The 25,346-nt window shown below is 65.7% G+C and carries 22 protein-coding genes; 15 read left to right on the top strand and 7 right to left on the bottom strand.

What is annotated here, in order from left to right; all coding sequences use genetic code 11:
• The first annotated feature begins 237 nt into the window (after nt 1–237).
• On the top strand, nt 238–2,862 hold the full coding sequence (alaS, locus tag WS68_RS07135; RefSeq protein WP_059570165.1) for an alanine--tRNA ligase: 2,625 nt from the start codon (nt 238–240) through the stop codon (nt 2,860–2,862).
• Between the two features lie 384 nt (nt 2,863–3,246).
• Here alaS and WS68_RS07130 read toward each other — a convergent pair whose 3' ends face one another.
• On the bottom strand, nt 3,247–4,194 hold the full coding sequence (locus WS68_RS07130) for a LysR substrate-binding domain-containing protein (protein WP_059570129.1): 948 nt from the start codon (nt 4,192–4,194) through the stop codon (nt 3,247–3,249).
• Nucleotides 4,195–4,352: 158 nt separating this feature from the next.
• On the opposite strand from WS68_RS07130, the gene WS68_RS07125 reads away from it, so the two are divergent.
• The 9 genes from WS68_RS07125 (at nt 4,353) to WS68_RS07085 (ending at nt 13,567) form a co-directional block, all read left to right on the top strand.
• Nucleotides 4,353–5,669, top strand: coding sequence for a YbfB/YjiJ family MFS transporter (locus WS68_RS07125; protein ID WP_197419547.1), 1,317 nt, complete (start codon nt 4,353–4,355; stop codon nt 5,667–5,669).
• Nucleotides 5,670–6,006: 337 nt separating this feature from the next.
• Entirely contained in the window at nt 6,007–7,818 is a 1,812-nt protein-coding gene (locus WS68_RS07120) for a fatty acyl-AMP ligase (protein WP_059570127.1), read from the top strand.
• 58 nt (nt 7,819–7,876) lie between these two features.
• Nucleotides 7,877–8,848 carry an acyl-CoA desaturase gene (locus WS68_RS07115; protein WP_059570126.1) on the top strand — a complete coding sequence of 324 codons (972 nt, stop codon included), beginning with the start codon at nt 7,877–7,879 and terminating at the stop codon, nt 8,846–8,848.
• A gap of 52 nt (nt 8,849–8,900) precedes the next feature.
• Complete coding sequence (locus WS68_RS07110) at nt 8,901–9,899, top strand: acyl-CoA desaturase (RefSeq protein WP_059570125.1); 999 nt, start codon at nt 8,901–8,903, stop codon at nt 9,897–9,899.
• Nucleotides 9,900–9,951: 52 nt separating this feature from the next.
• Nucleotides 9,952–10,272, top strand: coding sequence for an acyl carrier protein (locus WS68_RS07105; protein WP_059570124.1), 321 nt, complete (start codon nt 9,952–9,954; stop codon nt 10,270–10,272).
• 13 nt (nt 10,273–10,285) lie between these two features.
• Nucleotides 10,286–11,398: a fatty acid desaturase gene (locus WS68_RS07100; protein ID WP_059570123.1), complete on the top strand. Its 1,113-nt coding sequence runs from the start codon at nt 10,286–10,288 to the stop codon at nt 11,396–11,398.
• Entirely contained in the window at nt 11,395–12,312 is a 918-nt protein-coding gene (locus tag WS68_RS07095) for an alpha/beta fold hydrolase (protein WP_059570122.1), read from the top strand. The genes WS68_RS07100 and WS68_RS07095 overlap by 4 nt, the downstream gene beginning before the upstream one ends.
• Entirely contained in the window at nt 12,309–12,494 is a 186-nt protein-coding gene (locus WS68_RS07090; RefSeq protein WP_082709858.1) for a rubredoxin, read from the top strand. The genes WS68_RS07095 and WS68_RS07090 overlap by 4 nt, the downstream gene beginning before the upstream one ends.
• A gap of 59 nt (nt 12,495–12,553) precedes the next feature.
• Nucleotides 12,554–13,567 (top strand): aromatic ring-hydroxylating dioxygenase subunit alpha, encoded by a 1,014-nt coding sequence (locus WS68_RS07085; protein WP_059570121.1) that lies wholly within the window; start codon nt 12,554–12,556, stop codon nt 13,565–13,567.
• A gap of 103 nt (nt 13,568–13,670) precedes the next feature.
• Here WS68_RS07085 and WS68_RS07080 read toward each other — a convergent pair whose 3' ends face one another.
• Nucleotides 13,671–15,317, bottom strand: coding sequence for a GMC family oxidoreductase (locus tag WS68_RS07080; RefSeq protein WP_059570120.1), 1,647 nt, complete (start codon nt 15,315–15,317; stop codon nt 13,671–13,673).
• Between the two features lie 282 nt (nt 15,318–15,599).
• On the opposite strand from WS68_RS07080, the gene WS68_RS07075 reads away from it, so the two are divergent.
• Nucleotides 15,600–16,499 (top strand): NmrA family NAD(P)-binding protein, encoded by a 900-nt coding sequence (locus WS68_RS07075; protein ID WP_197419546.1) that lies wholly within the window; start codon nt 15,600–15,602, stop codon nt 16,497–16,499.
• Between the two features lie 18 nt (nt 16,500–16,517).
• On the opposite strand, the gene WS68_RS07070 is transcribed toward WS68_RS07075, so the two are convergent.
• Nucleotides 16,518–17,006, bottom strand: a complete 489-nt coding sequence (locus tag WS68_RS07070; protein WP_059570118.1) for a cupin domain-containing protein — start codon at nt 17,004–17,006, stop codon at nt 16,518–16,520.
• Nucleotides 17,007–17,846: 840 nt separating this feature from the next.
• Between WS68_RS07070 and WS68_RS25785 the strand changes: the two genes are divergently transcribed.
• Entirely contained in the window at nt 17,847–18,059 is a 213-nt protein-coding gene (locus tag WS68_RS25785; RefSeq protein WP_231752964.1) for a hypothetical protein, read from the top strand.
• A gap of 341 nt (nt 18,060–18,400) precedes the next feature.
• Nucleotides 18,401–18,937 (top strand): NUDIX domain-containing protein, encoded by a 537-nt coding sequence (locus WS68_RS07065; protein ID WP_059570117.1) that lies wholly within the window; start codon nt 18,401–18,403, stop codon nt 18,935–18,937.
• 188 nt (nt 18,938–19,125) lie between these two features.
• Here WS68_RS07065 and WS68_RS07060 read toward each other — a convergent pair whose 3' ends face one another.
• Nucleotides 19,126–19,461, bottom strand: a complete 336-nt coding sequence (locus WS68_RS07060; RefSeq protein ID WP_059513624.1) for a YbjQ family protein — start codon at nt 19,459–19,461, stop codon at nt 19,126–19,128.
• A 281-nt stretch (nt 19,462–19,742) separates the two neighbouring features.
• Here WS68_RS07060 and WS68_RS07055 point away from each other — a divergent pair, with 281 nt between their 5' ends.
• Nucleotides 19,743–20,891 (top strand): iron-containing alcohol dehydrogenase, encoded by a 1,149-nt coding sequence (locus tag WS68_RS07055; RefSeq protein ID WP_059570116.1) that lies wholly within the window; start codon nt 19,743–19,745, stop codon nt 20,889–20,891.
• A gap of 100 nt (nt 20,892–20,991) precedes the next feature.
• Nucleotides 20,992–21,441, top strand: a complete 450-nt coding sequence (locus WS68_RS07050; protein ID WP_059570115.1) for an acyl-CoA thioesterase — start codon at nt 20,992–20,994, stop codon at nt 21,439–21,441.
• 157 nt (nt 21,442–21,598) lie between these two features.
• Here WS68_RS07050 and iolB read toward each other — a convergent pair whose 3' ends face one another.
• The 3 genes from iolB to iolD are packed head-to-tail and all read right to left on the bottom strand — an operon-like array spanning nt 21,599 to nt 25,310.
• Complete coding sequence (gene iolB, locus WS68_RS07045) at nt 21,599–22,399, bottom strand: 5-deoxy-glucuronate isomerase (protein ID WP_059570114.1); 801 nt, start codon at nt 22,397–22,399, stop codon at nt 21,599–21,601.
• On the bottom strand, nt 22,399–23,319 hold the full coding sequence (gene iolE / locus WS68_RS07040; RefSeq protein ID WP_059570113.1) for a myo-inosose-2 dehydratase: 921 nt from the start codon (nt 23,317–23,319) through the stop codon (nt 22,399–22,401). The genes iolB and iolE overlap by 1 nt, the downstream gene beginning before the upstream one ends.
• Complete coding sequence (iolD, locus tag WS68_RS07035) at nt 23,316–25,310, bottom strand: 3D-(3,5/4)-trihydroxycyclohexane-1,2-dione acylhydrolase (decyclizing) (protein ID WP_059570112.1); 1,995 nt, start codon at nt 25,308–25,310, stop codon at nt 23,316–23,318. Before iolD ends, iolE begins: the two co-directional genes overlap by 4 nt.
• Nucleotides 25,311–25,346 lie beyond the last annotated feature (36 nt).

Here is a 25,346-nt window from a genome sequence, read left to right as displayed (position 1 = left end):
CAGGGGTGGGCAACGCGTCTGCGGCGCCGGGTCAAAAAAGCGATCGCGGGCGTCCTGCGTGGTTCGCGGGCGCCACATATCGCAAGCGGGCGTTTGCGGCCCAACCGGCGTGAAACGGCCGCCGGCCGCGACGAGGGCGCGATCCCGTATAATCAAACGTTTCAGAAGCCCGCCGTCCGTCCGCTTGCCGGCGCGCCGGCGCTCAATACGTTTTGGCCTGACCGTTCCCCGCACGCTATGAAAGCCGCCGAAATCCGCGAGAAATTCCTCAAGTTCTTCGAATCGAAGGGCCACACGATCGTTCGCTCGTCGAGCCTCGTGCCCGGTAACGACCCCACGCTGCTCTTCACCAATTCGGGGATGGTGCAGTTCAAGGACGTGTTTCTCGGCGCCGAAACGCGCCCGTACACCCGCGCGACCACGTCGCAGCGCAGCGTGCGCGCGGGCGGCAAGCACAACGATCTCGAGAACGTCGGCTATACCGCGCGCCACCATACGTTCTTCGAGATGCTCGGCAACTTCTCGTTCGGCGACTACTTCAAGCGTGACGCGATCCAGTACGCATGGGAGCTGCTCACATCGGTGTTCAAGCTGCCGGCCGACAAGCTGTGGGTCACCGTCTATCACGAAGACGACGAGGCATACGACATCTGGGCGAAGGAAGTCGGCGTGCCGGCCGAGCGGATCATCCGCATCGGCGACAACAAGGGCGCGCGCTACGCATCGGACAACTTCTGGCAGATGGGCGACACGGGCCCGTGCGGCCCGTGCTCGGAAATCTTCTACGATCACGGCCCGGACGTCTGGGGCGGCCCGCCGGGTTCCGCCGAAGAAGACGGCGACCGCTACATCGAGATCTGGAATCTCGTGTTCATGCAGTTCAACCGCGACGCGCAGGGCAACATGACGCGTCTGCCGAAGCCGTGCGTTGATACCGGCATGGGCCTCGAGCGCTTCGCGGCCGTCCTGCAGCACGTGCACAGCAACTACGAGATCGACCTGTTCCAGAAGCTGATCGCCGCGGCCGCGCGCGAAACGGGCGTCGCCGATCTCGGCAACAATTCGCTGAAGGTCATCGCCGATCACATCCGCGCGTGCTCGTTCCTGATCGTCGATGGCGTGATTCCCGGCAACGAGGGCCGCGGCTACGTGCTGCGCCGGATCGTGCGCCGAGCGATCCGTCATGGCTACAAGCTCGGGCGCAAGGCGCCGTTTTTCCATAAGCTCGTCGCGGATCTCGTCGCCGAGATGGGCGGTGCGTATCCGGAGCTGAAGGAAGCCGGGTCGCGTGTGACCGGCGTGCTGCGTCAGGAGGAGGAGCGCTTTTTCGAGACGATCGAGCACGGGATGTCGATCCTCGAAGCCGCGCTGGGCGAACTCGAAGCGAAGGGCGGCAAGGTGCTCGACGGCGAACTGGCGTTCAAGCTGCACGACACCTACGGCTTTCCGCTCGATCTGACGGCCGACGTGTGCCGCGAGCGCGGCGTGACGGTCGACGAGCCGGCTTTCGACGACGCGATGGCGCGTCAGCGCGAGCAGGCGCGCGCGGCGGGCAAGTTCAAGGCGGCACAGGGCCTCGAGTACAGCGGTGCGAAGACGACGTTTCACGGTTACGACGAAATCGCGTTCGACGACGCCAAGGTCACCGCGCTTTTCGTCGACGGCACGGCCGTCAACGAAGCGACGGCGGGCCAGCAGGCAGTCGTCGTGCTCGACCATACGCCGTTTTACGCCGAATCGGGCGGCCAGGTCGGCGATCAGGGCACGCTCGCGAATGCGAGCGTGCGCTTCGCGGTGGCCGATACGCTGAAGATTCAGGCCGACGTGATCGGTCACCACGGTACGCTCGTGCAAGGCACGCTCAAGGTGGGCGACGCGGTTCGCGCGGAGATCGATGCGCAACGCCGCGCGCGCACGGCCCGCAATCACTCGGCGACCCACCTGATGCACAAGGCGCTGCGCGACGTGCTCGGCGCGCACGTGCAGCAAAAGGGTTCGCTCGTCGATGCGGACAAGACCCGCTTCGATTTCGCGCACAATGCGCCGCTGACCGACGACGAGATCCGCCGCGTCGAGGCGCTCGTCAACGAGCAGGTGCTGGCGAACGCGCCGGGCATCGTGCGCGTGATGCCTTACGACGAAGCGGTGAAGGGCGGCGCGATGGCGCTCTTCGGCGAGAAGTACGGCGACGAGGTGCGTGTGCTCGATCTCGGTTTTTCGCGCGAGCTGTGCGGCGGCACGCACGTGCAGCGCTCGGGTGATATCGGTCTTTTCAAGATCGTCGCGGAAGGCGGCGTCGCGGCGGGAATTCGCCGCGTCGAGGCGATCACGGGCGACAACGCGCTGCACTATGTGCAGGCGCTCGACGCGCGCGTGAATGCCGCGGCGGCCGCGCTGAAGGCGCAGCCTTCCGAGCTGGTGCAGCGCATCGGCCAGGTGCAGGACCAGGTGAAATTGCTCGAGCGCGAGCTGGCGGCGCTGAAATCGAAGCTCGCGTCGAATCAAGGCGACGAGCTTGCACAGCAGGCGGTCGAAGTGCGCGGCGTGCGCGTGCTCGCGGCGACGCTCGACGGCGCCGATGTGAAGACGCTGCGCGAGACGGTCGACAAGCTCAAGGACAAGCTGAAGAGCGCGGCGATCGTGCTCGCGGCGGTCGACGGCGGCAAGGTCAGCCTGATTGCCGGCGTTACCGACGGCGCGAACAGCAAAGTCAAGGCGGGCGAACTCGTCAACTTCGTCGCGCAGCAAGTCGGCGGCAAGGGCGGTGGCCGGCCCGACATGGCGCAAGCGGGCGGCACCGAGCCAGCGAACTTGCCGGCCGCGCTGGCGGGCGTGAAAGCCTGGGTTGAAGCGAAGCTGTAAGCGCTGCCGGATAGGGCGCCGTGCGCCCGTCGTGCAGAAAAAGCCGCGAATCGACGCGGCTTTTTCTTTGGGGGGGCGCAACAACGGTCGGCTGTTGCGATGCATATCGCGCGGCGGCGCGGGCCCGCGTTGGTTTGCACGGGCGGTGCGCATGCCGATGACGATTGGCGCGGGATACCGGACGGGGTGGTGGCGATCACAGGGCTTGAGTGCCGATTGAGTGACGATAAGCGCGTCAAATAGCCCACGTGAGCGGTTTGCCGTTGCCGCCGTCGCTTATCGGCAGGCCATTCGGCAAGCCATCCAACAGGCTATTGCGTTGTGCGCGGCATGCTCGCGGCGCGGGCTTGGCTTGCCCGCATTCCGCTGGCGAGCGCTCCGGATTCAGGCCGGCAACGCAACCGGCGCGGCCCGCCGGCCTTGGGCGCGGCGCGGCTTGACTTCGGCAAGCGCCGCCGCATCGGAAGCCGCTTCTCCCAGTGCATCGCGCAATGCGCCGAGCGCCGCCGACAGGTGACCCTGACGCCAGATCAGCCGCGTGACGATCGGTGCGAGATCCGTGAGCGGATGCACGCCGAGGCTGTCCGGCTCGCGCTGCACCGCGAGCACCGAGCGCGGCGCGACCGCGACGCCCGCGCCCGCCGCGACGCATGCGACGATCGCATAATAGGAGCCGAGTTCGAGCACTCGTGCGGGCTTTACGCCGCATGCCGCGTACCAGCGCTCGATATAGCCCCGGTACGCGCAGCCGCGCTCGAAGGCGACGAGTGTCGGCAGCAGGATGTCGTGCGGCGTGCGCACGCGCGGATGCCCGCGCGGCGTCAGCAACACCAGTTCCTCGGTGAACGCGGGCGCGGTGTCGAACGGCTCTGCCAGCGCCGCCGATTCGACGGGCGTTGCGACGAGCGCCGCATCCAGCTCGAATTCGCGGACCTGTTGGATGAGATGGCCGGTCGTGCCGGTGATGAGTTCGAGCGTGACGTCAGGCCATTGCTGGTGATAGCGCGCGAGCAGCGCGGGCAGGCGGGTGGCCGCCATGCTTTCCATCGCGCCGAAGCGCAGCCGGCCGCGCGGCTTGTCCTCCCGAATCGCGTGACGCGCTTCGTCGGCAAGCGCGAGCAGGCGCTCCGCGTAAGGCAGCAGCGTTTGGCCGGCCGGCGTCAGCACGAGCCGACGGCCGTCGCGCACGAACAACGCCGCGCCGAGCTGCTCTTCGAGCTGCTTGATCCGGGTGGTGACGTTCGACTGCACGCGATTGAGCTTCGCTGCGGCCCGCGTCACACCATTTTCGCGCACGACGGCACGGAAGATCGCGAGGGCGGCCAGATCCACGATTCTCTCCTGGAAATGAATTGAATCTCAATTATTCATTTTTAGAGAACGTTCCGTCAAGTTAGCATCGGATCGATTCGAATGTTGCCGCGATGCTGCCGGCTGCAGCTGCTGCCGTTGTCGTATCGCACGTGGACCCGAGGTCGATTCCGATGCGTATGTTCCCTTCTGCCCGCGATGACGGTTTCGTTCGCTCAGCGGGCATGTCGCCGCCGGCCGCGCCAGACGCCAGCGCCGCGTGCCGTGCGGCGCTGGCGAGCGCGGCCGCGCTCGCCAGCGCGCTTGGCATTGGGCGCTTTGCGTTCACGCCGCTACTGCCTTTGATGCTCGCGGGCGGCGGCTTGGATATTCGGCATGGCGGATGGCTCGCGTCCGCGAACTACGCGGGCTATTTCGTCGGCGCGATCACTTGCGCGCGTATCCGCGCCGCGCCCGAGAAGATGGTGCGCGGCGGGCTTGCCGCGACGGTCGCGCTGTTGCTGGTGATGAGCGTGGCCAGTCCGTTCTGGATCTGGGCGCTCGCGCGCTTTGTCGCGGGAGCGGTGAGTGCATGGACATTCGTGTTCGCCTCGCAGTGGGGATTAACGCGCGTCGCGCAGTGCGGCGCGCCGGCGTGGGGTGGAGTGATCTATACCGGACCGGGCGCCGGGATCGTGGCGACGGGATTGGCTGCGGCGGCGCTGGCGGGGCAACGCGCCGCGCTCGGATGGAGTGCGTTCGCGATGGTGGCGGCGTTGTTGTCGGCAGCGGTGTGGCGCACGTTCGCGCTGCCCGCGCGTGCGGACGAAAGCGGCGGCGCACGCGATGCACACGCCGGCATGAACGCGAACGCAAATAATATGCGTACACATATAGAAAGAGCCGATGCGGTGCATATCGTCCGCGCGTCTCAAGAGGCACGGGCGCGCGACGTTCGGCGCGATGCGCGTTGGCTGGTGCTGCTCTACGGTTTGCCGGGCTTCGGCTACATCGTCACCGCGACGTTCCTGCCGGTGATCGCGCATGCTGCATTGCCCGTGCATTCGCCGTGGCCGGATCTGTTCTGGCCGATGTTCGGCGCGGCGGCGATTGCCGGTGCGCTGCTCGGCGCGAAGCTGCCGCCGCGCTGGAACAACCGGCTGCTGCTTGCCGCCTGTTGCGGGGTGCAGGCCGTGGGCGTGATGCTTGGCATCGTGTGGCCGACGGCTGCGGGATTTGCGCTTGGCAGCATGCTCGTCGGGTTGCCTTTTACCGCGATCACGCTGTTTGCGATGCGCGAGGCGCGCCGGTTGTATGGCGAGCGCGCGGTTGGGCTGATGGGATATGCGACCGCTTCGTATGGCCTCGGCCAGATCGCCGGGCCGCTCGTGGCCGCGCCGCTCGCCGCGCACGCTGGGTCGTTCTCGCCTGTGTTATGGCTTGCGGTGGTTGTGTTGGCTGCCGCCGCCGCCGGGTTTGCGGCAACCGTCTATCTTGGGGCAAGCGGCAAGCGCTGATCGATGTTGGTGAGGCGCGCACCATCGCCGCGCCGCGAATGCACCTCGATCGTAATTGGACTTTGATTGTCTACCGCCTAATTTAGGTCGCCCAAAAATAATATGGTTGTTTTATGGAGGTGCTTATTGAATGGATTTTTGTTACCCAAAAGAGCAAATTATTTTTTGGTGAAAATCCATTGAATGGGTTATTCTGTCAACCGAAAGCGCGGGGCGACTTGTAGAAGAGTTCATCAGTCGACTTTATTTTGAATTTTTAACGCTCGCGTATATAAAAGCGTATGCACCGGGAAAACCAGAACCGGGATTTGACATACAACATCAAACGAGGGCTTCCATGGCGATCGATGTCATCCCCACGCCACGCGATGGTGACCGGCGTGCGTCGTTGCTCGATATTCTCCGTGAGCGCGCCGCGCAGGCGCCGGATCACACGGCTTTTATCTTTTTGCGCGATGGTGAAGGCGACGTAGTTACCTGGAATTATCAAACTTTTTATGATGCGTCAATTCGCGTGCGCGATGCCATTTTGCAGTATCCGCTTAATAATCGGCGCGTCTTGCTGGTGCTTGAACCTGGGTTGAATTATGTGGCTGCTTTATTTGGAATTTTGTTTGCCGGTGCAACCGCCGTGCCGTCGTTTCCGCCGGCCGGATCGCGGGCCATCGCCCGTTTCGCGTCGATTTGCCGCGATGCGCACCCGGATATCGTCATCGCCGGCACCGGCGTGCTCGAGCTGCTGAAGCAGCATCTCAATCAGTTCTATGCGCAAGCCGGCGTGCAGGCCGTGCCGGCGCTGCTCGGCATCGATCAAAAATTTTTTGATGGTGAAAATGTATATGCATATAAAAAGCAGGTAACGGACTTGCCGCCCGGCGACGCCGAACGCCCGGCGCTGCTGCAATATACGTCGGGATCGACGGGCGAGCCCAAGGGCGTGATCGTCACGCACGACAATCTCGTCAGCAATTGCGCGGTGATCGCTCAGCGCCTTGGCGATGATCCGGAGCGCGTCGGCTGCACATGGCTGCCGCCGTATCACGACATGGGGCTGATGGGGGCGCTGCTGCTTGCGGTCTATAGCGGTTTTCCGCTCGTCATTTTGTCGCCGCAGCATTTCGTGCAACGGCCGTACCGTTGGCTGAAGGCGATCAACGACTATCGCGTGACGACGAGCGTCGCGCCCAATTTCGCCTTCGATTTGTGTGTCGACAATATCAGCGAGGCTGAGGCGGCCACGCTCGATCTCAGCTCGCTGCAGCACGTGTTTTGCGGCGCGGAGCCGGTTCGCTACGCGACGCTCGAACGCTTCTTCGCGCGGTATGAGCCGCGCGGCTTCGACCGTCATGCGATCGTGCCGTGCTACGGGATGGCGGAGGCGACGCTCTATGTGTCCGGCAAGCGCGGCCGCGAGCCGATTACGCTGCTCGACGTCGACAAGGACGCGCTCGCCGCCGGCATCTGCTTGCCGTACACGGGCGGCACGGACACGCCGCTCGGCCACGCGAGGCTCGTCGGCTGCGGGCCCGTCGCGGCGGGCCATGAACTGCGCATCGTCGATCCGCAAACGCGGCAGCCGTTGCCGGAGCGCGCGATCGGCGAGATTTGGGTCGCGGGTCCGAACGTCGCGGCCGGGTATCTGAATCGCGACGACAGCGACGACATATTTGCCGCGACGCTCGCCGCCGATGCGCCGCAAGGCGGGCGCGAATCGGCCCGTTATCTGCGCACGGGCGACCTGGGGTTCGTTGAGCGCGGCGAGCTGTTCGTCACCGGGCGGCTGAAGGACGTCGTGATCGTTGCGGGGCGCAACCTTTATCCGAACGACATCGAGGGGTCGGTTCAGCAGGCGCACGACGCAATCCGCACGAACGGCGTGGCCGCATTCTCGGTCGAGGGCGAGACCAGCGAATCGCTGATCATCGTCGCGGAGATCAAGCGCACGAAACAGCTAAACGACGCGCAACTGAGCGAAGTGCGCGAGGCGATCACGCGGGCGGTGACGCGCGATCACGGCGTCGCGCCGGCGTTCGTGCATCTGGGACCGATGGGCGCGATTCCGCTGACGACGAGCGGCAAGGTGCGCCGGCAAGCGTGCAAGCAGGCGTTCCAAAAGGGCAGTTTGCGCGTGTTCACCGCAAGCGCGTAGCGCATGCGCGGCGTTCTTTCGCTTGCTTCGTTCCCGCTCTTTTTCTTCGGAGTCAGTCATGGCTGAAGCGGATCTTTTGTCTTCTCAAAGCGCCTCTGGTACGTCGGACACGCCTGTCGGCGCGCACGCGGACGCCGACAGGCGCGCGCGCCGGCTCGCCTATCTGACGGTATGCGTGCCGGCGGCGGGCTTCGTGTTCGCGATCGCCTATACATGGGCGTTCGGCGTGCGCGCGGCCGATTTCGTGCTGTTGGCCGTCATGTATTTCGCGACCGCATTGGGCGTCGAGACGGGTATGCACCGCTATTTTTCCCATCGCGCGTTCAAGGGGCACCCGATCGTCACCGTGCTGCTCGGCGTGCTCGGCAGCATGGCCGCGCAAGGGCCGATCCTGTTCTGGGCGGCAACGCACCGGATGCACCACGCGTTCACCGATCAGGACGGCGACCCGCATTCGCCGCGGCCCAAGGCGAACCGCGACGGCCGCTCGAGCCGCCTCTACGGGCTCTGGCACGGCCATGTCGGCTGGCTGTTTACGGTGCGCCGCGACAACTGGAACGCGTTCGCAACGGATCTGCTCAGGGACCGGTTGATCGTCAATCTGAACCTGCGTTACGGCTGGTGGGTGGCGCTTGGTCTCGCGCTGCCGGCCGCGGCAGGCGCGCTGCTCGCGCCGTCGGGCCATGCGTGGATTGGCGCGCTGGGCGGATTTCTGTGGGGCGGCCTCGCGCGGATTTTCCTGCTCGATCAATCGACATGGGCGGTCAATTCGCTGTGTCATACGATCGGCACGCGCCCTTATCAGACACGCGATCACAGCCGCAATCTTGGCGTGCTCGCGCTCTTTTCGGTGGGCGGCGCATGGCACAACAACCATCACGCCCATCCGGCGCTCGCCAACAACGACCACGAATTTTGGCAACTGGATCCGTCCGCATGGTTCATTCGTCTGCTCGATTCCGTCGGCCTGGTCACGGATGTGCGATACGCATCGAAACAGGCGGCCGCCGACGCGTCTTCATCCCGGTAGCTTCGATGATTTTCCTTCGATGACTTCCTTTTGACCGTATTTGGAGACCCTCATGACTTCGTCGATTCAGGTAGCACCCGGCGTCAATGCCGGCGGCGGATTGTCCGCCGCCGGCGGACAGATTCCCGGCGTCTCGCCGTTGATCGGCGCCGGCGCGCGCATCAAGCGGCTGACCGCGCTCGCGGTGATGCTCGTGCCATTCGCGGGCTTCGTTCTCGCGCTGCGGCAACTCGTGCTTGGCGATTTCGCTGCAACCGATCTGGTGTTGTTCGCCGCATTCTATTTTCTCCACATGGGCGGGATCACGATGGGTTTTCATCGTTATCTGTCGCACAAGACATTTCGAACCGGCCGCTGGTTCGAAGGGCTGATGCTGATTTGCGGATCGATGGCCGCGCAGGGGCCGATCATGTTCTGGGTGACGACGCATCGCCGCCATCACCTGTACAGCGATCAGCAGGGCGATCCGCATTCGCCGAACCTGCTCGGCAATGGGTTCCTCGCGAAGGCGCGCGGGCTCTGGTATGCGCACATGCCGTGGATGCTGGCGCCGGACGTGTCCGGATGGACCTTCTTCGCGCCGGACGTACTGCGCGACAGGCGGCTCTTTTTCTACCACCGCACGTATATGTGGTGGGTCGCGCTCGGCCTTGCGTTGCCGGCTGTCATCGGCGGGCTCGTCGGAGGCAGCCTGCACGCGGCATGGAACGGCTTGCTGTTCGGCGGCTTTGCCCGGATTTTTCTTGCGAATCAGGCGGCCTGGTGCGTAGGTTCGGTCTGCCACATGTTCGGCGGCCGTCCGTTCAAGACTGACGACCAGAGCGCGAACAACTGGCCGGTTGCGATCTTCACGTTCGGCGAGGGGCTGCAGAACAATCACCATGCGTTTCCCGCGTCGTATCGCCACTCGGTCAAGTGGTACGAGCCGGATCTGAGCGCGTGGGTGTTGTGGACGCTTGGCAAGCTCGGCGTGGTTCATGGATTGCGCAAGCCCGAGCCCGCCGCGATCGAGCGGCTCGCGAAGAAACCCGAGGCATTCGTGCGCCGATGACGGCATTCAAGTTCGTTTCATTCGTTCATTTCTCACTTACAGGAGTCGATTCATGGCACAGGCAGGCATTTTGAGCGGCCTCTTCGGCCGGAACAAGGCAGCGGCCGCCGATATCGGCACGCTGTCCGAGGCATCGATCCGCAACTGGCTGGTCGAGCGGCTTGCGAAGCAGTTGAAGGTCGATCGCGCGTCGATCGACACGTCCAAGCGCTTCGATGCGTATGGTCTCGACTCGATCGTCGCGGTGCAGGTGTCGGGCGATCTGGAGAAGGTCGTCGAACAGCGGCTGTCGCCGGCGTTGCTGTTCGAACACGGCAGCATCGACGACCTCGCGCATTATCTCGCGACTGAATTGGGCCTTGAGCAGGCGTGAACGGGAGATCCACATGGCCACTACCTATTCCATTCCAAGCGCGCCGCCACCGAGCTTCGACGAATTCTTGAAGAAATCGAAGGCGCTCGAAGGCGTGCGTCTTGCCGACGCGATTCCCAAATCGCTGTACGAGCCGCGCGTCGCCCGCGGGCTGCTCGGATTCCTCGTCAGCTACGCGGTTTATGCCGGCGCGATCGTTGGTGTGGCGTATGCGCCGCACTGGCTGTTCTACATTCCGCTTTGGCTCCTCGCGGGCCTGGGCGGGTGGGGGCTGCATTGCATCGCGCACGATTGCGGCCACGGCTCGTTCTCGCGATCGCGCACGCTCAACCTGATTGTCGGGCACGTCGCGTTGCTGCCGCTGCTGTATCCGTTTCATGCGTGGCGGCATACGCACAACCTGCATCACGCAAACACGAACCGGCTTGAACTCGACACCGATTGGCGGCCGATTCCCGCGCCGCTGTACGACCGGATGTCGCTGCTCAAACGGCTCGAATATGCGGGCACGCGCAAGTGGTTCTTCTGGATGGGCACGATCAGCTACTGGAAGGAGTCCGGCTTCCGGCCGGGCTTCTATCCGAAGCGCGAGATGCGGCGCGACGTGAAGCGCTCGCTTGCGTTCGTGCTGATCGCGTCGGCGATCTACTTTCCGGTGCTGATCGCGCTGACCGGCGTATCGGGGCTGCTGCTGTATTTCGTCGCGCCCTGGTTCGCGATCCATGCGTGGTTCAGCGCGACGACGCTGATGCACCACACGTCGGACGACGTGCCGTTCCTGCCCACCGAGCACTGGACGCCGAACGCCAGCCGGCTGCTCGTCACGACGGATTTCCGCTATCCGAAGTGGCTGCACTTTCTCACGCACAATATCTCGGTGCACACCGCGCACCACGTCGCGCCGATCGTGCCGTTCTACAACCTGCCGAAGGCTCAGGCAGCGCTGAAGGCGGCGTTTCCGGGGATGATTCGCGAAAAGGACTTTTCTTTCGGCGAGCTGTGGCATGTGATCCGCTATTGCCACTTCTATGACCCCGAGTCGGGCTATTACCGGAGCTTGTCGCGAGAACCGGTGTCGCCGGCGCCGGGAGCGACGGCCGCGGCGGCTGCGGGAGCGCAGCAATGACGGCGGCCGATACCGCCGACATTTCGCCGATCGCGCGCGTATCGGCCAAGGCGCCGTCGTTCGGTGAGCGCATCACGCAGTACGGCTACCGCGCGCTTTACCGGTTGGCGCCCAAGACCGCGGGCCGGCGCGCGGCCGACGCGTTCGGCTTCACGCGCGGTTACGGGCTGCCGGTCAGCGATCGCGTGCCCCTTGGCGCGCGCGCGATGCAGATCGCCGGCAATCCGGACATCGACCGCGCCTATCGCTGGCCCGGCGGCGCCGTGCGCGCGCTGCTCGTGCACGGCTGGGGCACCGATAGCAGCAGCATGCTGGGCTTTGTCAAGCCGATGCAGACGCTCGGGCTGTCGGTCGTCGCGTTCGATGCGCCCGCGCATGGCATTTCGCCGGGCAAGCATACGACGATGACGCGCTTCACGCGGGCGACGGGTGCGGTGCTCGATGCGGTCGGCGGCGCGGACGTCGTCATTGCGCATTCGCTCGGCTCGATCGCGGCGATTTCGGCACTCGCGGAGCGCGGCGTGCAGCCGCGCTGTGTCGTGCTGATCGCGCCCACCGCCGCGCTGACCGGTGTGCTCGAACGCTGGGCGCAGAACGACATGGCGCTGCCGCGGCCGATCGTCGATCGCATCTACGCCGAGCTGCTCGTGCGCAACGGCGTGCCCGTCAGCCATTGGGACATTCCGGCGCGCGGCGGGTCGCTCGATTCGCCCGTGCTCATCGTCCACGATCCTGACGATCCTGTCGTGCCGTATTGCGAGGCGCAGCGGGTATCGGACGGTCTTGCGCACGCGACGCTGGAGCCGATGCCAGGCTGCGGGCACGGGCGCATCCTGTCGGATGCGAAAGTGCGCGAGCGGATTTTTGCATTCGTGAAACAGCATATGTCGAATCTGGAGGAGCGAATCGCATGAGCACGCCCACTGTGGAAATGCGAACGTTGATGTGTCTCGTATGCGGCTGGATTTATTCGGAAGAGGCGGGTTCGCCGGAGGACGGCATCGCACCCGGCACACGCTGGGAGGCGATTCCGGACAATTGGCGTTGCCCCGAATGTGGCGTTGGAAAAGAGGATTTCGAAATGATATCGATCTGAACGGCACTTGCTGCGGCCAACGGGCGGGCGGTGTCGATTCATGTTGCCAGGAGATAGCGATGTTCATCAGGAATGCTTGGTATGTGGCGGCACTCTCGGCTGAAATCACGCACGCGCTTTTCGCGCGGACGTTGCTTGGCGATCCGGTCGTGCTGTTTCGGCGCAGCGACGGCGAAGTGACGGCGCTCGACGACCGTTGCGCGCATCGGCAGGTGCCGTTGTCGATGGGCCGGCTGAAGGGCGACGAAATCGAATGCGGTTATCACGGGCTGCGTTTCGACGGCACGGGGCAATGCGTGCATATCCCGAGTCAGGCGACGATCCCGACGCGCGCGTGCGTGAAGCATTATCCGGCGCGTGAGCGTCACGGGTTCGTCTGGCTGTGGATGGGCGATCCGGCGCTGCTCGACGAAGCGGCGATTCCCGATCATTCGATCTGCGCGTCGCCGGAGTTCGCCGGGCAGGTGCAATACATTCACATCGGCACGGACTATCGGCTCGGCGTCGACAATCTGCTCGATCTGTCGCATATCGCGTTCGTTCATCAGTCGACCATCGGCTCGGATGCGATCGCGACGACGCCGCCTGTGTTCACGAGCAACGATCACGAAGTGCGCGTCTCACGCACGACGCATGGCGAGCGCAATTCGCCGCTGCTGCACAAGCTGATGCAGCTCGAGTTCATCGACCGTACCCAGGAGATGGTGTTCTGGCCGGTCGGCAACGTGCGCATCGAGACCATCGCACGGCCGCCAGGCGGCGCGCAGGGCCCGGCGTTCCGGCTGTATACGACGACGATCTTCACGCCGGAAACCGAGAAGAGCTGCCACGCGTTTCTCGGCCTGCATCGGGATTTCCTGATCGATAACGCTGAATTGACCGAGATGGCGGGCAAGCAGATTTATTCGACGATCCAGGAAGACAAAGTTGTGACCGAGGCGCAGCAGAACAATTGGCGCGACGATGCGCCGATCGTGCATCTGGTCGTCGATCAGCCATCGTTCGTCGCGCGGGCGATGCTTGATCGGCTCGTCGCGGCCGAGCAGCGGGTCGACGTCGCGCAGGCGAAGTAGCCACCACTTGACGCGGCTCGGCGCGTCGCGCCGGCCGCAGGTGGAAGACGCCAAGTGATTGAGCAGAGCGGGCGGCGCGAAAGCGCCGCCCGCTGTCGTATCGTCAGGCTGCCGCGAGCGCGTCGCGGGCGATGAAATGCGCGGCCAGTTCGGCGAGCGAAAGGATCGGCGCGTTGATGTTGACGCACGGCAGGTAAGGAATCACGGAGCCATCGACGATGCGCAGGCCGTCGATGCCCCAGACCCGGAAATGCGGATCGACGACGCTGCGCGCCGGGTGGGTTCCCGCCACGCAAGTGCCGGTTTGATGGAAGCCCGCGCCGCCGTTGTTCGCGATGAATGCAAGCTTGTCCGCGCGGGTGCGCAACGGCCCGGGCGTGACGAAGCCGGTCGTATATGGCCGCAGTGCGCTTGAGTTACCGATGTCGATGGCACGATCGAGCGCTTCGATCATGCCGTCCATTTCAACCGGATGTTGCAGATAACGCGGATCGATCGCCAACGGCTGCCGAGGATCGGTGCTCGTCAACGTGACGCTGCCGCGCGAGCGCGGCTTTACGTAGATCGGCACGATGCTGAAGCCTTGCGTAGGCGGCACCGCGTTCGTGAAGAACGGATTGATCGACAGCAGGATCTGGATGTCCGGCGATTCGGTGACGGGGGTCCGCGCGGTGCGGAAATAAGCGATCGCGCTCGCGCCCGTCATTGTGTCGAACTGCGGTACCGGATTGCGCGCTTTCATCAAGATGTTATAGAGCAGTGAGTGATCCTGAAGATTTTGGCCGACCGCTTTCAGCTCGTGGCGCACCGGAATGCCGAACGGCGCGAGTTGCTCGGCACTGCCGATGCCGGACAGCATCAGCAGCTTCGGCGACTCAAATACGCCGGCGCTCAGCACGACCTCGCGCTTGGCCGCGATACTGCGCGTCTGCCCGCCGGCGGCCAGGGTGACGCCGGTGCAACGCGAGCCTTTAAGCGTGAGATGGGTGACGAGGGTCTCGGACAGCACGGTGAGATTCGGGCGCGCCAGGGCCGGCACGAGATAGCCTTCGGCTGGGCCCGAGCGTGAGCCGTCAGACGTCACGTGAAGCTCGCTGACGCCGATGCCGTCAAGCGAGCCGCCGCTGTTGAGTTCGATCTGCGCGAGTCCGAGTTCGCGGCCGGCCGCGAGGTAAGCGGGCGTGAGCGGATGGTCTTGCGAGAAGCGGCTTACGGTCAGCGGGCCATGGTGTCCGCGCAGCGGGTTATCGCTCGCGATGTAGTTTTCGGTGCGCAAATACGCGGCATAGAGCGCTGCGACGTTCCAGGCCGGCCCGACTCGCGCTTGCCATTGCAGGTAGTCTCGCAGATCGCCACGTAGGCACAGCAATGCGTTGATGCTGCCGCTGCCGCCCCAGATCGTGCCGCTGCCGGCGAGCGCAGGGCGCGAGCCGAATGCGGGCTGCGCGACGGTTAGACGGCTCCAGTACGCATAGCTCATCGGATTGCGCTGCCAGAGCGCTGCTCGCGCGATCTGCGGCTCGTTGATGCGGTCGGTGCCGGCTTCGATCAGCAGCACCGACGCGCCCGTGTCCGAAAGCCGGTTGGCCAATACGCAACCGGCTGAGCCCGCACCGACGATGATGTAGTCGTATTCGTCCCGAAGCGCGTTGCGCAGCGTGCTTTGGTTGGTCCACGCAGCCTGGGCGTGCACGGCCATCGATGTCGCCGACGCGGCGGACACGCCAAGGGCGAGCAACTGTTTGATCATTTGACGGCGTGAAATTCGTCCGTTGATGGCCGCCCATTGCAATTCATCGATTTGTTGTCCTATCAATAAGTCTCGTTTCTTCACCTTATGCCCCCTATGAATGTTTGCATCGATGATTCGGATGCCAATTCGATGGCGTCGGCCTCCGGCACTTAATGTGTATATGCATATAAAATACTGAATGCAAGTGTTACATCGATGATGTGGTCTCGCTGACGTGCGGCATGTGGCGGGGCCGATGTTCGATTACATGGTCACGATATGGCCACCAAGGACCACACAATGACGATACTCATTACCGGAGCGACCGGACGCACGGCGTCTCACCTGGCGAAGCGCCTGCTTGAAAGCGGAGCGAGGGTGCGCGCGCTGGTCCGTAATTCCGCGAAGGCGAAAACCGTTTTTGCCGACGTGCTGCCCGATGCGGCGGATCGTTTGGAAATCGTCGACGGCGATTTCGGCGACGTGCAGCTATTGCAACGCGCGTTCGACGGCGTTGGCTCGGTCTTTCTCGCGCTTGGCACCAGCACGCAGCAAATCGCGTTCGAGAAAGCGTTGATCGATGCGGCCGCGCATGCGCGGGTGGGGCAGGTGGTTCGCTTGTCGGTGCTTGGCGCGAGCCAGCAGGGCGGCTATGAAGTCGCACGCCGCCACTGCGAACTCGACGATTACCTGGCAGCCTCGGGTGTTGCGCACACGCTGCTGCGTCCCGCCTATTTCATGAGCAATCTGCTGTTTGCGGCGGCATCGATTGCAAGCGCCGGCCGCTGGTATGGGTTGGTGCCGAGCGCTCGCATCGCGATGATCGACACGCGCGACGTGGCCGATGCCGCACACGCGGTGCTCGGCGATTCGGCGCGGCAAAACGCTTCATATGATTTGACGGGGCCGGCCAGCCTGACGTTTGCCGAAGTGGCCGGGCGATTCTCCGCGCTGCTCGGCCGGCCGATTCAGTATGTGCCGATCGACGAGGCGGCGATGCGGCAGGGATACGCAAAACGCGGCGTGCCGGATTGGCTCGCCGATATCGCGCTCGGGATCGAACATGCGATGCAAGCCGGCCGCCACGCGGCGCTCACGCCCGCGCTCGAACGGCTCATCGGCCGGCCGGCGCGAAGCATCGACGATTTCATCCGCGATCATCAGTCCGCTTTCAGCGCGAGTGCCGCGCCGAGCGCGTAGCACGCCGGCGCGCGGCGCTCATTCGACGCGCGGCTTGCCGTCGTGCGGCCCGAGCGGGCGCGACGGCCAGTCGCTCCACCGGTCCGCACGTGTCGCCTCGTGAGCTTCGTTCATCGGGTAGCGAATGCGGTTTTCCGGCTTTGGGGTTTCGCCGATCGTGAGCAGATGCACTTCCTGCCGCGTGTTGTTCAGGAATGTGTGGCAGATTCCGGTGCCGGCGGGAAACGCCACCGAATCGCCGGGCGCGAGCCGATGCAGGTGGCCGTCGATCCATACGTCCGGCGTGCCTTGCAGCACATAGACGAATTCCTCCTCCGCGCTTTCCGCATGCGGATACGACGTGCGCCGCCCGGGAAGCAGACGTTCGTGATGAATCCCGATTCGCGTCAGCCCCAGCTTGCGCGCAAGCGGCGCTCCGATCGACATCAGCTCCGAGTCGCCAGGGTAATGGCTTTGGTCCGGATTTTCGAGTTCGCTCCAGTGCCGAATGAAATCGGGGCGTTCCATGCAGGTTCTCCCAAGCCGAGGTCCGGCAATCTCAGCACAGACGGTCGGGGTTGTCCACCGGCGCGAGCCGGCATCGACGATGCGGCGCGCGCATTACGCGCCGCGCCCGTGAAGCGGCGTGATCGTCCGGATGCGTTGCGCTGTTGCGCCATGCTGGAGCGACAACGCGGCGATGCCGGCCGGGCGCACGCGCTGTGGCGGCGTGCGAGCGTGTCCGCACGGGTTGACGAAAGGACGTGAAGAAGGCGCTTGCGCAGTTCGATTGAGTGAGCCGCGCCCGCCACGCCACGTCGATCGTTAGCCATAGCGCTATCGGTCGAAAAAATGAGTGTGGAAAGCGTATGCCATCGCACAGAGCGACACCTGGCTCAGCGGTGTCGCACGCCGTGCATCGGCGGCGCGATCTGCCGCTATGTCATGCCCCCGATGCGGACGCACGCCGCCCGCGGCGCGCCCCGAGGGTTGTTCCCGAGGCGAAGGTGTCGAGCTGCGCAGCGAAAGGGTTGGCTAGGCAACGGTCAAATCGGATCGGAACGTTCAATCTATCGGCAAAGCGCAGCCGGTTCGGCGCGAATGGAGCAAACCGGTCCCGCCGCCGCATCCGCGCGCGCCGGTGCCGTTTCGCCGGAACGATGCAATGACGCGGCGCAGCGGCGGACGAGATTCTCGTATGACGAATACGTATTCGACGGTTGGCACCTTTCGCCGCAGAAGCGGTGAAAAGCGTTGGGCGCGACGTGTGCGGCGGTCGCGCTCGATGCAGGTCGATGATCGTGCGGCACGGACGGCCTGCGGCGTTGCCGCAGGCATGAAGCGAAGTGGAAGGGATGAGGTGTGGCAATGAGCGACGCAACTGAACAGATTTCCAAGCAGGCCGAGCGGCCGATGGACGAGCAGACGGCTCGGACGATATTACGAGGTTCCGGCGGTTGGATCGTCTGGAACGGATTTCGCGATTGTCCGGATTGGTCCAATGGCCAGATTCAATTGGACGGACGTTTTTCAATGGACGAACTGCGGGCGATTCTTGCGTTTGCGCGCAAGAGCGGCTGAGCGCGCGCGGAATACAGCCCGATCGGCGGCGTGCGACGCGCCGCCGTTGGATGACGCGCGCGTCGGGCTGCGCGGCCGCGTCGGCGCCCGGGCGCGGGGCACGGCGGCCGCGTGCGTTTTACCCGCCGAGGTTTGACGCACGCCGCGAGTGTGGCGTGCGTGAGTGTCTGCGTGCGGTGGTGCGGTGCACCGGGCAATAGCTCGCTACAATGTGAAGTCTTGCGATTCCGGGCGGCCCGCCGCCGCGGGGCCAAGCGCAACGGCGGCGCGGCGCGTGCACCGCGCCAGGGCCGTGCGCGACGCTTTGTCCGCTCCTTTCCTGGCCGCGCCCTACCTGTTCGATGACAACTGCCGACTTTCGTTTCTGTCCGCAATGCGCGCGTCCGCTCGTCGAGCGTGCCGTTTCCGCAGGCGACGGCGACCGCATGCGCGTGTCCTGTCCCGACGCCGCGTGCGGCTATGTGCACTGGAACAACCCGGTGCCTGTCGTGGCTGCGATCGTCGAGTATGAAGGCAAGATCCTGCTCGCGCGCAACGCCGCATGGCCGGAAGGATGGTTCGCGTTGATCACCGGCTTTCTCGAGCGTGGCGAGACGCCCGAGGACGGCATTGCCCGCGAGGTGCGGGAGGAGACGTCGCTGCTCGCGGAATCGGTCGCGCTCGTCGGCGTCTACGAGTTCATCCGCAAGAACGAACTGATCATCGCGTACCACGTGCGCGCGTGCGGCGAAATCCGGCTGTCGCCGGAGCTGCTCGAATATCGTCTCGTCGATCCGCCGGATCTGCGTCCGTGGCGCGCGGGCACGGGCCACGCGCTGGCCGACTGGATGCGCGCCCGCGGCCTTGCCGTGGAGTTCGTCGATTCGCCCGGCGGTTGAGCCGCGGTGCCGGCGGTATGTCCGGGGGCGGTGCGCTGAATTTAAACCTGGCAGCCGTTCAACGGCTTGCGCTTGCCGGCTTGCCCGGGCTGCTTCGACCGTTTCCGGTCGGCGCTGATCCCCGCCTGCGTTCGGGCGTCTCGATCGGCCCCTGTCGAGCGAGCGCCGTTATCTTTCGACGGCCACCGTCAACCGGCGCGCACCGCCTGTACCGCCGTTCCGTAGCACAGCACTTCGGTCACGCCCGACGCGATGTCGGTCGTGTCGTAACGCATCCCGATGATGCCGTTGCCGCCCATCTGCCGCGCCTGCTCGATCATCCGCTCGTAAGCGTCCTGCCGCGCGCGTTCGCACAGCGACGTATAAAGCGAGATGTTGCCGCCGAACAGGGTTTGAATCGACGCGCCGAAGGTGCCGACGATCGACCGCGAACGCACGACGATCCCGCGCGCGATGCCGAGCGAGCGTTCGATCCGGTAGCCGGGCAGCTCGACGGCGGTGGTGATGAGTTGGGGGTCTGCCATGATAGAAGGTTCCTCGTCAGAATAGGGCGCCGCTCCGGCGTGCCGGCGACAGCCGTTGCCGGCACGCCGGAGCGGTGCAAGGCGGCCACGCAGGCGCGCGCCGGCCGGAATTGCCGTATGCTCGTTCGCAGCGCGCCAAGCGTCGCATGTTCGCCCGGACGGCATGCATCTGTCCAGCGGACCCGTTGGCATAGGCGCGCTCGACAGCCGGCACTGCGGCTGCGCGCCGTGCAAGCCGTTGCGCCGCCGAAGCGCAACACGAGGATCGAAGGAGACGACCGTTGGCCTATATCTACTACCTGACGCATATCCATCTCGGCGACGACGCGCTCGCGATGCTGAAGGCCGAATGTGCGAGGAGCGGCATCGCGCGTCCGCTCGTCGTGACTGACCGGGGTGTCGCGGCGGCGGGGCTCGTCGCGCGCGTGCTCGACGCGCTGGGGCTCGGTGCGCTGCCGGTGTTCGACGACACGCCGTCGAATCCGACCGAAGCGGCCGTGCTTGCCGCCGCGCAGCGTTATCGCGGCGAGCGCTGCGATGGGCTCGTCGCGATCGGCGGCGGTTCGTCGATCGATCTTGCGAAGGGCGTCGCGATCGCGGCGACACACCTGGCGCCGCTTGCGCAATACGCGACGATCGAAGGCGGCAGCGACCAAATCACCGGCGCCGCCGCGCCGCTGATCGCGGTGCCGACTACATCGGGCACGGGCAGCGAGGTCGCGCGCGGCGCGATCCTGATTCTCGCCGACGGCCGCAAGCTCGGCTTTCATTCGTGGCATCTGCTGCCGAAGGCCGCCATTTGCGATCCGTCGCTGACGCTCGGCCTGCCGCCGGGGCTGACGGCCGCCACCGGGATGGACGCGATCGCGCACTGCATCGAGACGTTTCTCGCGCCCGCGTACAACCCCCCGGCCGACGGCATCGCGCTCGACGGCCTCGAGCGCGCGTGGGCGCATATCGAGCGCGCGACGCGCGACGGCGGCGACCGCGCGGCGCGTCTTGCGATGATGAGTGCGTCGCTGCAAGGCGCGCTGGCGTTTCAAAAGGGGCTCGGCTGCGTGCACTCGCTGTCGCACCCGCTCGGTGGCGTGAAGGTGGACGGCAAGACGTCGCTGCATCACGGCACGCTGAACGCCGTCGTGTTGCCCGCGGTGCTGCGCTTCAACGAAAGCGCGCCGAGCGTTGTTGCCGAACGTCGCTATGCGCGGATGCGCCGCGCGATGAACCTGCCGGAGCGCGCGGACTTGCCGCAGGCGCTGCACGACATGAGCGCGCGCCTGGGTTTGCCGACGGGCCTCGCGCAGATGGGCGTCGACGCCAGCGTGTTCGATCGCGTGATCGACGGCGCGCTCGCCGATCATTGCCATAGGACGAATCCGCGCATCGCGACGGCGGACGATTACCGGCGCATGCTCGTCGAATCGCTATGATGGAGCCGATGCATGCCGGCTCGTGTGCGGCACGCCGTGCCGAGCCTGTCGCGCCGCCTCCCACCTTTTTGACCTCTTTCTACTTCGATCCGCCTGACTTATGTCCGCCGCCAAACCCGTTGCACTGCCGCGCAGCGCTTATTGCCACTTCCTGACGATTCCGACCCGCTGGATGGACAACGATGTCTATGGGCACGTGAACAACGTCGTCTACTACAGCTACTTCGACACGGTCGTCAACGAATATCTGATTCGCGCGGGCGTGCTCGACATCGAGCGCGGCGAGACGATCGGCCTCGTCGTCGAGACGCAGTGCAATTACTTCATGCCGCTCGCGTTTCCGCAGCACGTCGACGCGGGGCTGCGCGTCACGAAGTGCGGTGCGTCGAGCGTGCGTTACGAAATCGGCTTGTTTGCGCAAGGCGGCGAATCGGCGGCGGCGCAAGGGCATTTCGTCCATGTGTACGTCGACCGGCGCACGCGGCGGCCCGCGCCGCTGCCCGATGCGTTGCGCACGGCGCTTGCGCGGCTCGTCTTGCCGGCGAACTGAGCGGGAGCGTGCCGGCGCCAGAGCCGCCGGCGAATTTTCCGCACGGGCAGCGCAACGGCATCGGCGGCCTGATCGAGGTTGGCCGGCGCGGATGGCGTGCGCGGAGCTGCCGGCCGCCGGCCGCGGCGCAGCGAACATCGGCGCCGCCGCCCGGCCTTCATCGTCCGTTCAACATCCACTCATGCGCCGGATCGTTCTTGAAATGCCAGACGCGCGTTGGCCCGGCCATCACGTTCAGATAGTAGGACTCGTAGCCATACGGCACGACGACCGGATGGTAACCGCGCGGCACGAGCACGACGTCGTGATCGCTCACGGCCATCGATTCGTCGATATCGCGCGCATCGGTGTAGACGCGCTGAAATACGAAGCCTTGCGGCGGATGCACGCGATGATAGTAGGTCTCCTCGAGCGAGCTTTCGTGCGGCACGTTGTCGGTGTCGTGCTTGTGCGGCGGATAGCTCGACGAATGTCCGGACGGCGTGCGCACCTCGACCACGAGCAGCGATTCGGCCGGTTCGGTTTGCGGCAGGATGTCGCAGACGTAGCGTGTGTTCGCGCCGCTGCCGCGCACCGAGCGCTGCATCTGCGACGGCTTGATGAGCCGCGCCGGATAGCGCCCCGCAGCGGGCGCGCTCGCGACGCCGAGTTCGGCGTCGCGCGACGCGCGCACGCTCACGCCGAGCTTCGGCGGCACATAGAGCGCATACGGCGCGACGCCGTCGAACACGCTGTCGCGCGAGCCGAGGTCGTGCCAATGCGTGCCGTCTTGCGCGTCGATGTCGACGGTGCCCGTGAGCACGACGATGCACATTTCGCGCTCGGTCTGCGCGAGCGTGATGCTTTCGCCAGCCTTCAGACGATACGCGGCAAAGCCGACGTGTTTCCAGTTCGCGGACTGCGGCGTGACGCACGCGATCGACGTGCCTTCATTCGCGCCTTTGACGAGCAGGCTCATTACGCGGCCTCCTGACGGGCGGCGGGCGGCAACGGCGCGCCGACGAGCGCGCGTAGCGCGCGGTAGCCTTTTTGCGCATACGCATAGCTCGGCGCGACCGCCGGATCCTGCTCGGCCTCGACGACGAGCCAGCCGCGATAGCCGTGTTGCTTGAGCATCGCGATCAGCGCCGGGAAATCGATCGCGCCGTCGCCCGGCACCGTGAACGCGCCGGCGATGACTGCGTCGAGAAAGCTCCAGTTGCGGTTGCGCGCGAGCCGGATCACGGCGGGGCGCACGTCCTTGCAATGCACGTGGCATACGCGGCCGATGTGCTTGGCCAGCTCCGCCACCGGATCGCCGCCGCCGAACGCCATGTGGCCCGCATCGAACAGCAGCCCGACCGCGTCGCTCGTGCTTGCCATCAGCCGGTCGACGTCCGCGGGCGATTCGACGTATGCGCCCATGTGATGGTGATACGCGAGCTTCACGCCCTGGCTCTGCGTGTAGCGCGCGAATGCGTCGACACGCGCCGCATAAGCGTCCCACTGCGCATCGGTGACGAAGCGCGGGCGCTGGTACAGCGGCACGGGCGCTCCCTGAATCGAGCCGGCGACTTCGCCATACACCATCACGGCCGCGCCGTTTTTCGCGAGCAGTTCGAGATGCGGGCCGACCGCATCGATCTCCTCCTGCACGCCGCGCTCGGCAAGGCGCCCCGAATACCAGCCGGACACGAGTGACAGATCATATTGCGCGAGCAGGGTTTTCAGCGCCTGCGGCTCGCGCGGGAACTTGTTGCCCAGCTCGAAGCCTTCGTAGCCGATCTCGCGGCCTTCGGTCAGCGCGACGCCCAGCGGCGTCTCGCCGCCGAGCGACGGCAGATCGTCGTTCATCCACGATAGCGGGTTGATGCCGATGCGAATGTGGGTTGGGTTCATGTCGATGAATCCGCAGAAGAGGGAGCGTTGGATGGCGCAGCGCCACCGGTGTCGATGCCGTGGCCGGCGCCGTCGCGCATCGCGACCTGCCGGTCGTAACGGGCGCGCGCGGCGCGCACCGCTTCGCGCGGCGAGACTTCGGGCACCGCGACTTCCCACCACCAGCCGCCTTCCTCGGTCGTGCGGGCGGGGTCGGTGTCGATGCTGATCACGTAGGTTCTATCGGATGCGCGCGCGCGAGCGAGCGCCGCCTCGAGCCCGGCGAGGTCGGCGACATGCTCCGCCTGCGCGCCGAGCGCGCGCGCATGCGCGGCGAAATCGATCGGCGGCGCGCCGAGCGGGCCCTGCACGCAATCGGCGAGCAGATTGTTGAACGGCGCGCCGCCGCACGCCTGCTGAAGCCGGTTGATGCAGCCGTAGCCGCGGTTGTCGAGCACGACGATGATCAGCTTCGCTGCGAGCATCACCGATGTCGCGATCTCGCTGTTGAGCATCAGATAGCTGCCGTCACCCACCATCACGATTACTTCGCGCTCGGGTTTCGCGAGCTTCACGCCGAGGCCGCCCGCGATCTCGTAACCCATGCACGAGTAGCCGTACTCGACGTGATAGCCGCCCGGCACGGCCGCGCGCCACAGCTTGTGCAGCTCGGCGGGCAGGGTGCCGGCCGCGCACACGGCGATGTCGCGCGCCGGCGAATCGGCGGCCGAGCGTTGCACGGCGCCGATCACGTCGGCGTCGTAGGGCAGCACGTCCGCGCGTGGCGGCGTGTGCGTGAGCGTGGCGACGGTGTCGCGCCATTGGCCGGCGAGCGTTTGCGCGCGTGCGGTCCATGCGGGTTGCGCGCGCCAGCCTTCGAGCTGCTTGCCGAGCGCATCGAGCGCGAGCCGCGCGTCGGCCTGCACGGTCGATGCGCGGTATTTCAGCGCATCGAATGCGTTTGCGTTGATGCCGACCACGCTGGCTTGCTGGAACAACGTGTTCGAGCCGGTCGTGAAATCCTGCAGGCGCGTGCCGAGCGAGATCACGCAGTCGGCTTCGGCGGCGAGCGCGTTCGCCGCGGGCGAGCCCGTCACGCCGATCGCACCCGCGTTGAGTGGATGATCCCACGGCAGCGCGCTCTTGCCCGCCTGCGTTTCGCCTACCGGCACGCCGTGGCGCTCGGCGAACGCGCGCAGCGCCTGCACGCCGCCTTCGCTGTACAGCACGCCGCCGCCCGCGACGATCAGCGGGCGTTTGGCCGCGCGCAGCGTCGCGAGCGCCGCGTCGAGTTCGTCGTCGCTCGGCGCGCTTGCATGGAACGATACGACGCGCGGCTCGAAGAACGCGGCCGGATAATCGTATGCCATCGCCTGCACGTCCTGCGGCAGCGCGAGCGTGACGGGCCCGCAGAGCGCGGCGTCGGTCAGCACGCGAAGCGCGCGCGGCAGCGCGGTGAGCAACTGCGCCGGATGCACGATCCGGTCGAAATAGCGCGACACGGCCTTGAATGCATCGTTCGCCGAAATGCCGCCGTCGTGAAAATCCTCGATTTGCTGCAACACCGGGTCCGGCGCGCGCGAGACGAAAACGTCGCCGGGCAGCAGCAGAACCGGCAGCCGGTTCACGTGCGCGAGCGCGGCGGCGGTGACGAGATTCGTCGCGCCGGGGCCGATCGACGTCGTGACGGCCATCATCCGGCGGCGCATGTGCGCCTTCGCATAGGCGATCGCGCTGTGCGCCATGGCCTGCTCGTTGTGCGCGCGATAGGTGGGCAGCACGTCGCGGTACTGATACAGCGCCTCGCCGAGACCCGCGACGTTGCCGTGCCCGAAGATCGCGAACACGCCGCCGAACAGCGCTTCGGTGGCGCCGCCGGGGTGGCCGCCGTCGTTGCCGGCGCGGCCGGCGGCCACCCGCTGCGCGGCCAGGTAGCGCACGAGCGCTTGCGCGGTGCTCAGCCGCAGCGTGCCCGCGGCGCCCGCCGCGGTTTCATCCAAGGAGCGGCTCATGTGATTGCCTCATAAGATCTCATCGTTCGTGATCGT

The organism is Burkholderia sp. TSV86 (assembly GCF_001522865.1).
Lineage (GTDB): Bacteria > Pseudomonadota > Gammaproteobacteria > Burkholderiales > Burkholderiaceae > Burkholderia.
The sequence above is the reverse complement of the archived record's forward strand: the minus strand, read 5'-3'. Positions and strand labels throughout refer to the sequence as shown.

What these genes read in the sequence shown, in the direction of transcription:
- alaS (WP_059570165.1), top strand. Translation starts at nt 238, where the DNA reads ATGAAAGCCGCCGAAATCCGCGAGAAATTCCTCAAGTTCTTCGAATCG.
- WS68_RS07125 (WP_197419547.1), top strand. Translation starts at nt 4,353, where the DNA reads ATGTTCCCTTCTGCCCGCGATGACGGTTTCGTTCGCTCAGCGGGCATG.
- WS68_RS07120 (WP_059570127.1), top strand. Translation starts at nt 6,007, where the DNA reads ATGGCGATCGATGTCATCCCCACGCCACGCGATGGTGACCGGCGTGCG.
- WS68_RS07115 (WP_059570126.1), top strand. Translation starts at nt 7,877, where the DNA reads ATGGCTGAAGCGGATCTTTTGTCTTCTCAAAGCGCCTCTGGTACGTCG.
- WS68_RS07110 (WP_059570125.1), top strand. Translation starts at nt 8,901, where the DNA reads ATGACTTCGTCGATTCAGGTAGCACCCGGCGTCAATGCCGGCGGCGGA.
- WS68_RS07105 (WP_059570124.1), top strand. Translation starts at nt 9,952, where the DNA reads ATGGCACAGGCAGGCATTTTGAGCGGCCTCTTCGGCCGGAACAAGGCA.
- WS68_RS07100 (WP_059570123.1), top strand. Translation starts at nt 10,286, where the DNA reads ATGGCCACTACCTATTCCATTCCAAGCGCGCCGCCACCGAGCTTCGAC.
- WS68_RS07095 (WP_059570122.1), top strand. Translation starts at nt 11,395, where the DNA reads ATGACGGCGGCCGATACCGCCGACATTTCGCCGATCGCGCGCGTATCG.
- WS68_RS07090 (WP_082709858.1), top strand. Translation starts at nt 12,309, where the DNA reads ATGAGCACGCCCACTGTGGAAATGCGAACGTTGATGTGTCTCGTATGC.
- WS68_RS07085 (WP_059570121.1), top strand. Translation starts at nt 12,554, where the DNA reads ATGTTCATCAGGAATGCTTGGTATGTGGCGGCACTCTCGGCTGAAATC.
- WS68_RS07080 (WP_059570120.1), bottom strand. Translation starts at nt 15,317, where the DNA reads ATGATCAAACAGTTGCTCGCCCTTGGCGTGTCCGCCGCGTCGGCGACA.
- WS68_RS07075 (WP_197419546.1), top strand. Translation starts at nt 15,600, where the DNA reads ATGACGATACTCATTACCGGAGCGACCGGACGCACGGCGTCTCACCTG.
- WS68_RS07070 (WP_059570118.1), bottom strand. Translation starts at nt 17,006, where the DNA reads ATGGAACGCCCCGATTTCATTCGGCACTGGAGCGAACTCGAAAATCCG.
- WS68_RS25785 (WP_231752964.1), top strand. Translation starts at nt 17,847, where the DNA reads ATGAGCGACGCAACTGAACAGATTTCCAAGCAGGCCGAGCGGCCGATG.
- WS68_RS07065 (WP_059570117.1), top strand. Translation starts at nt 18,401, where the DNA reads ATGACAACTGCCGACTTTCGTTTCTGTCCGCAATGCGCGCGTCCGCTC.
- WS68_RS07060 (WP_059513624.1), bottom strand. Translation starts at nt 19,461, where the DNA reads ATGGCAGACCCCCAACTCATCACCACCGCCGTCGAGCTGCCCGGCTAC.
- WS68_RS07050 (WP_059570115.1), top strand. Translation starts at nt 20,992, where the DNA reads ATGTCCGCCGCCAAACCCGTTGCACTGCCGCGCAGCGCTTATTGCCAC.
- iolB (WP_059570114.1), bottom strand. Translation starts at nt 22,399, where the DNA reads ATGAGCCTGCTCGTCAAAGGCGCGAATGAAGGCACGTCGATCGCGTGC.
- iolE (WP_059570113.1), bottom strand. Translation starts at nt 23,319, where the DNA reads ATGAACCCAACCCACATTCGCATCGGCATCAACCCGCTATCGTGGATG.
- iolD (WP_059570112.1), bottom strand. Translation starts at nt 25,310, where the DNA reads ATGAGCCGCTCCTTGGATGAAACCGCGGCGGGCGCCGCGGGCACGCTG.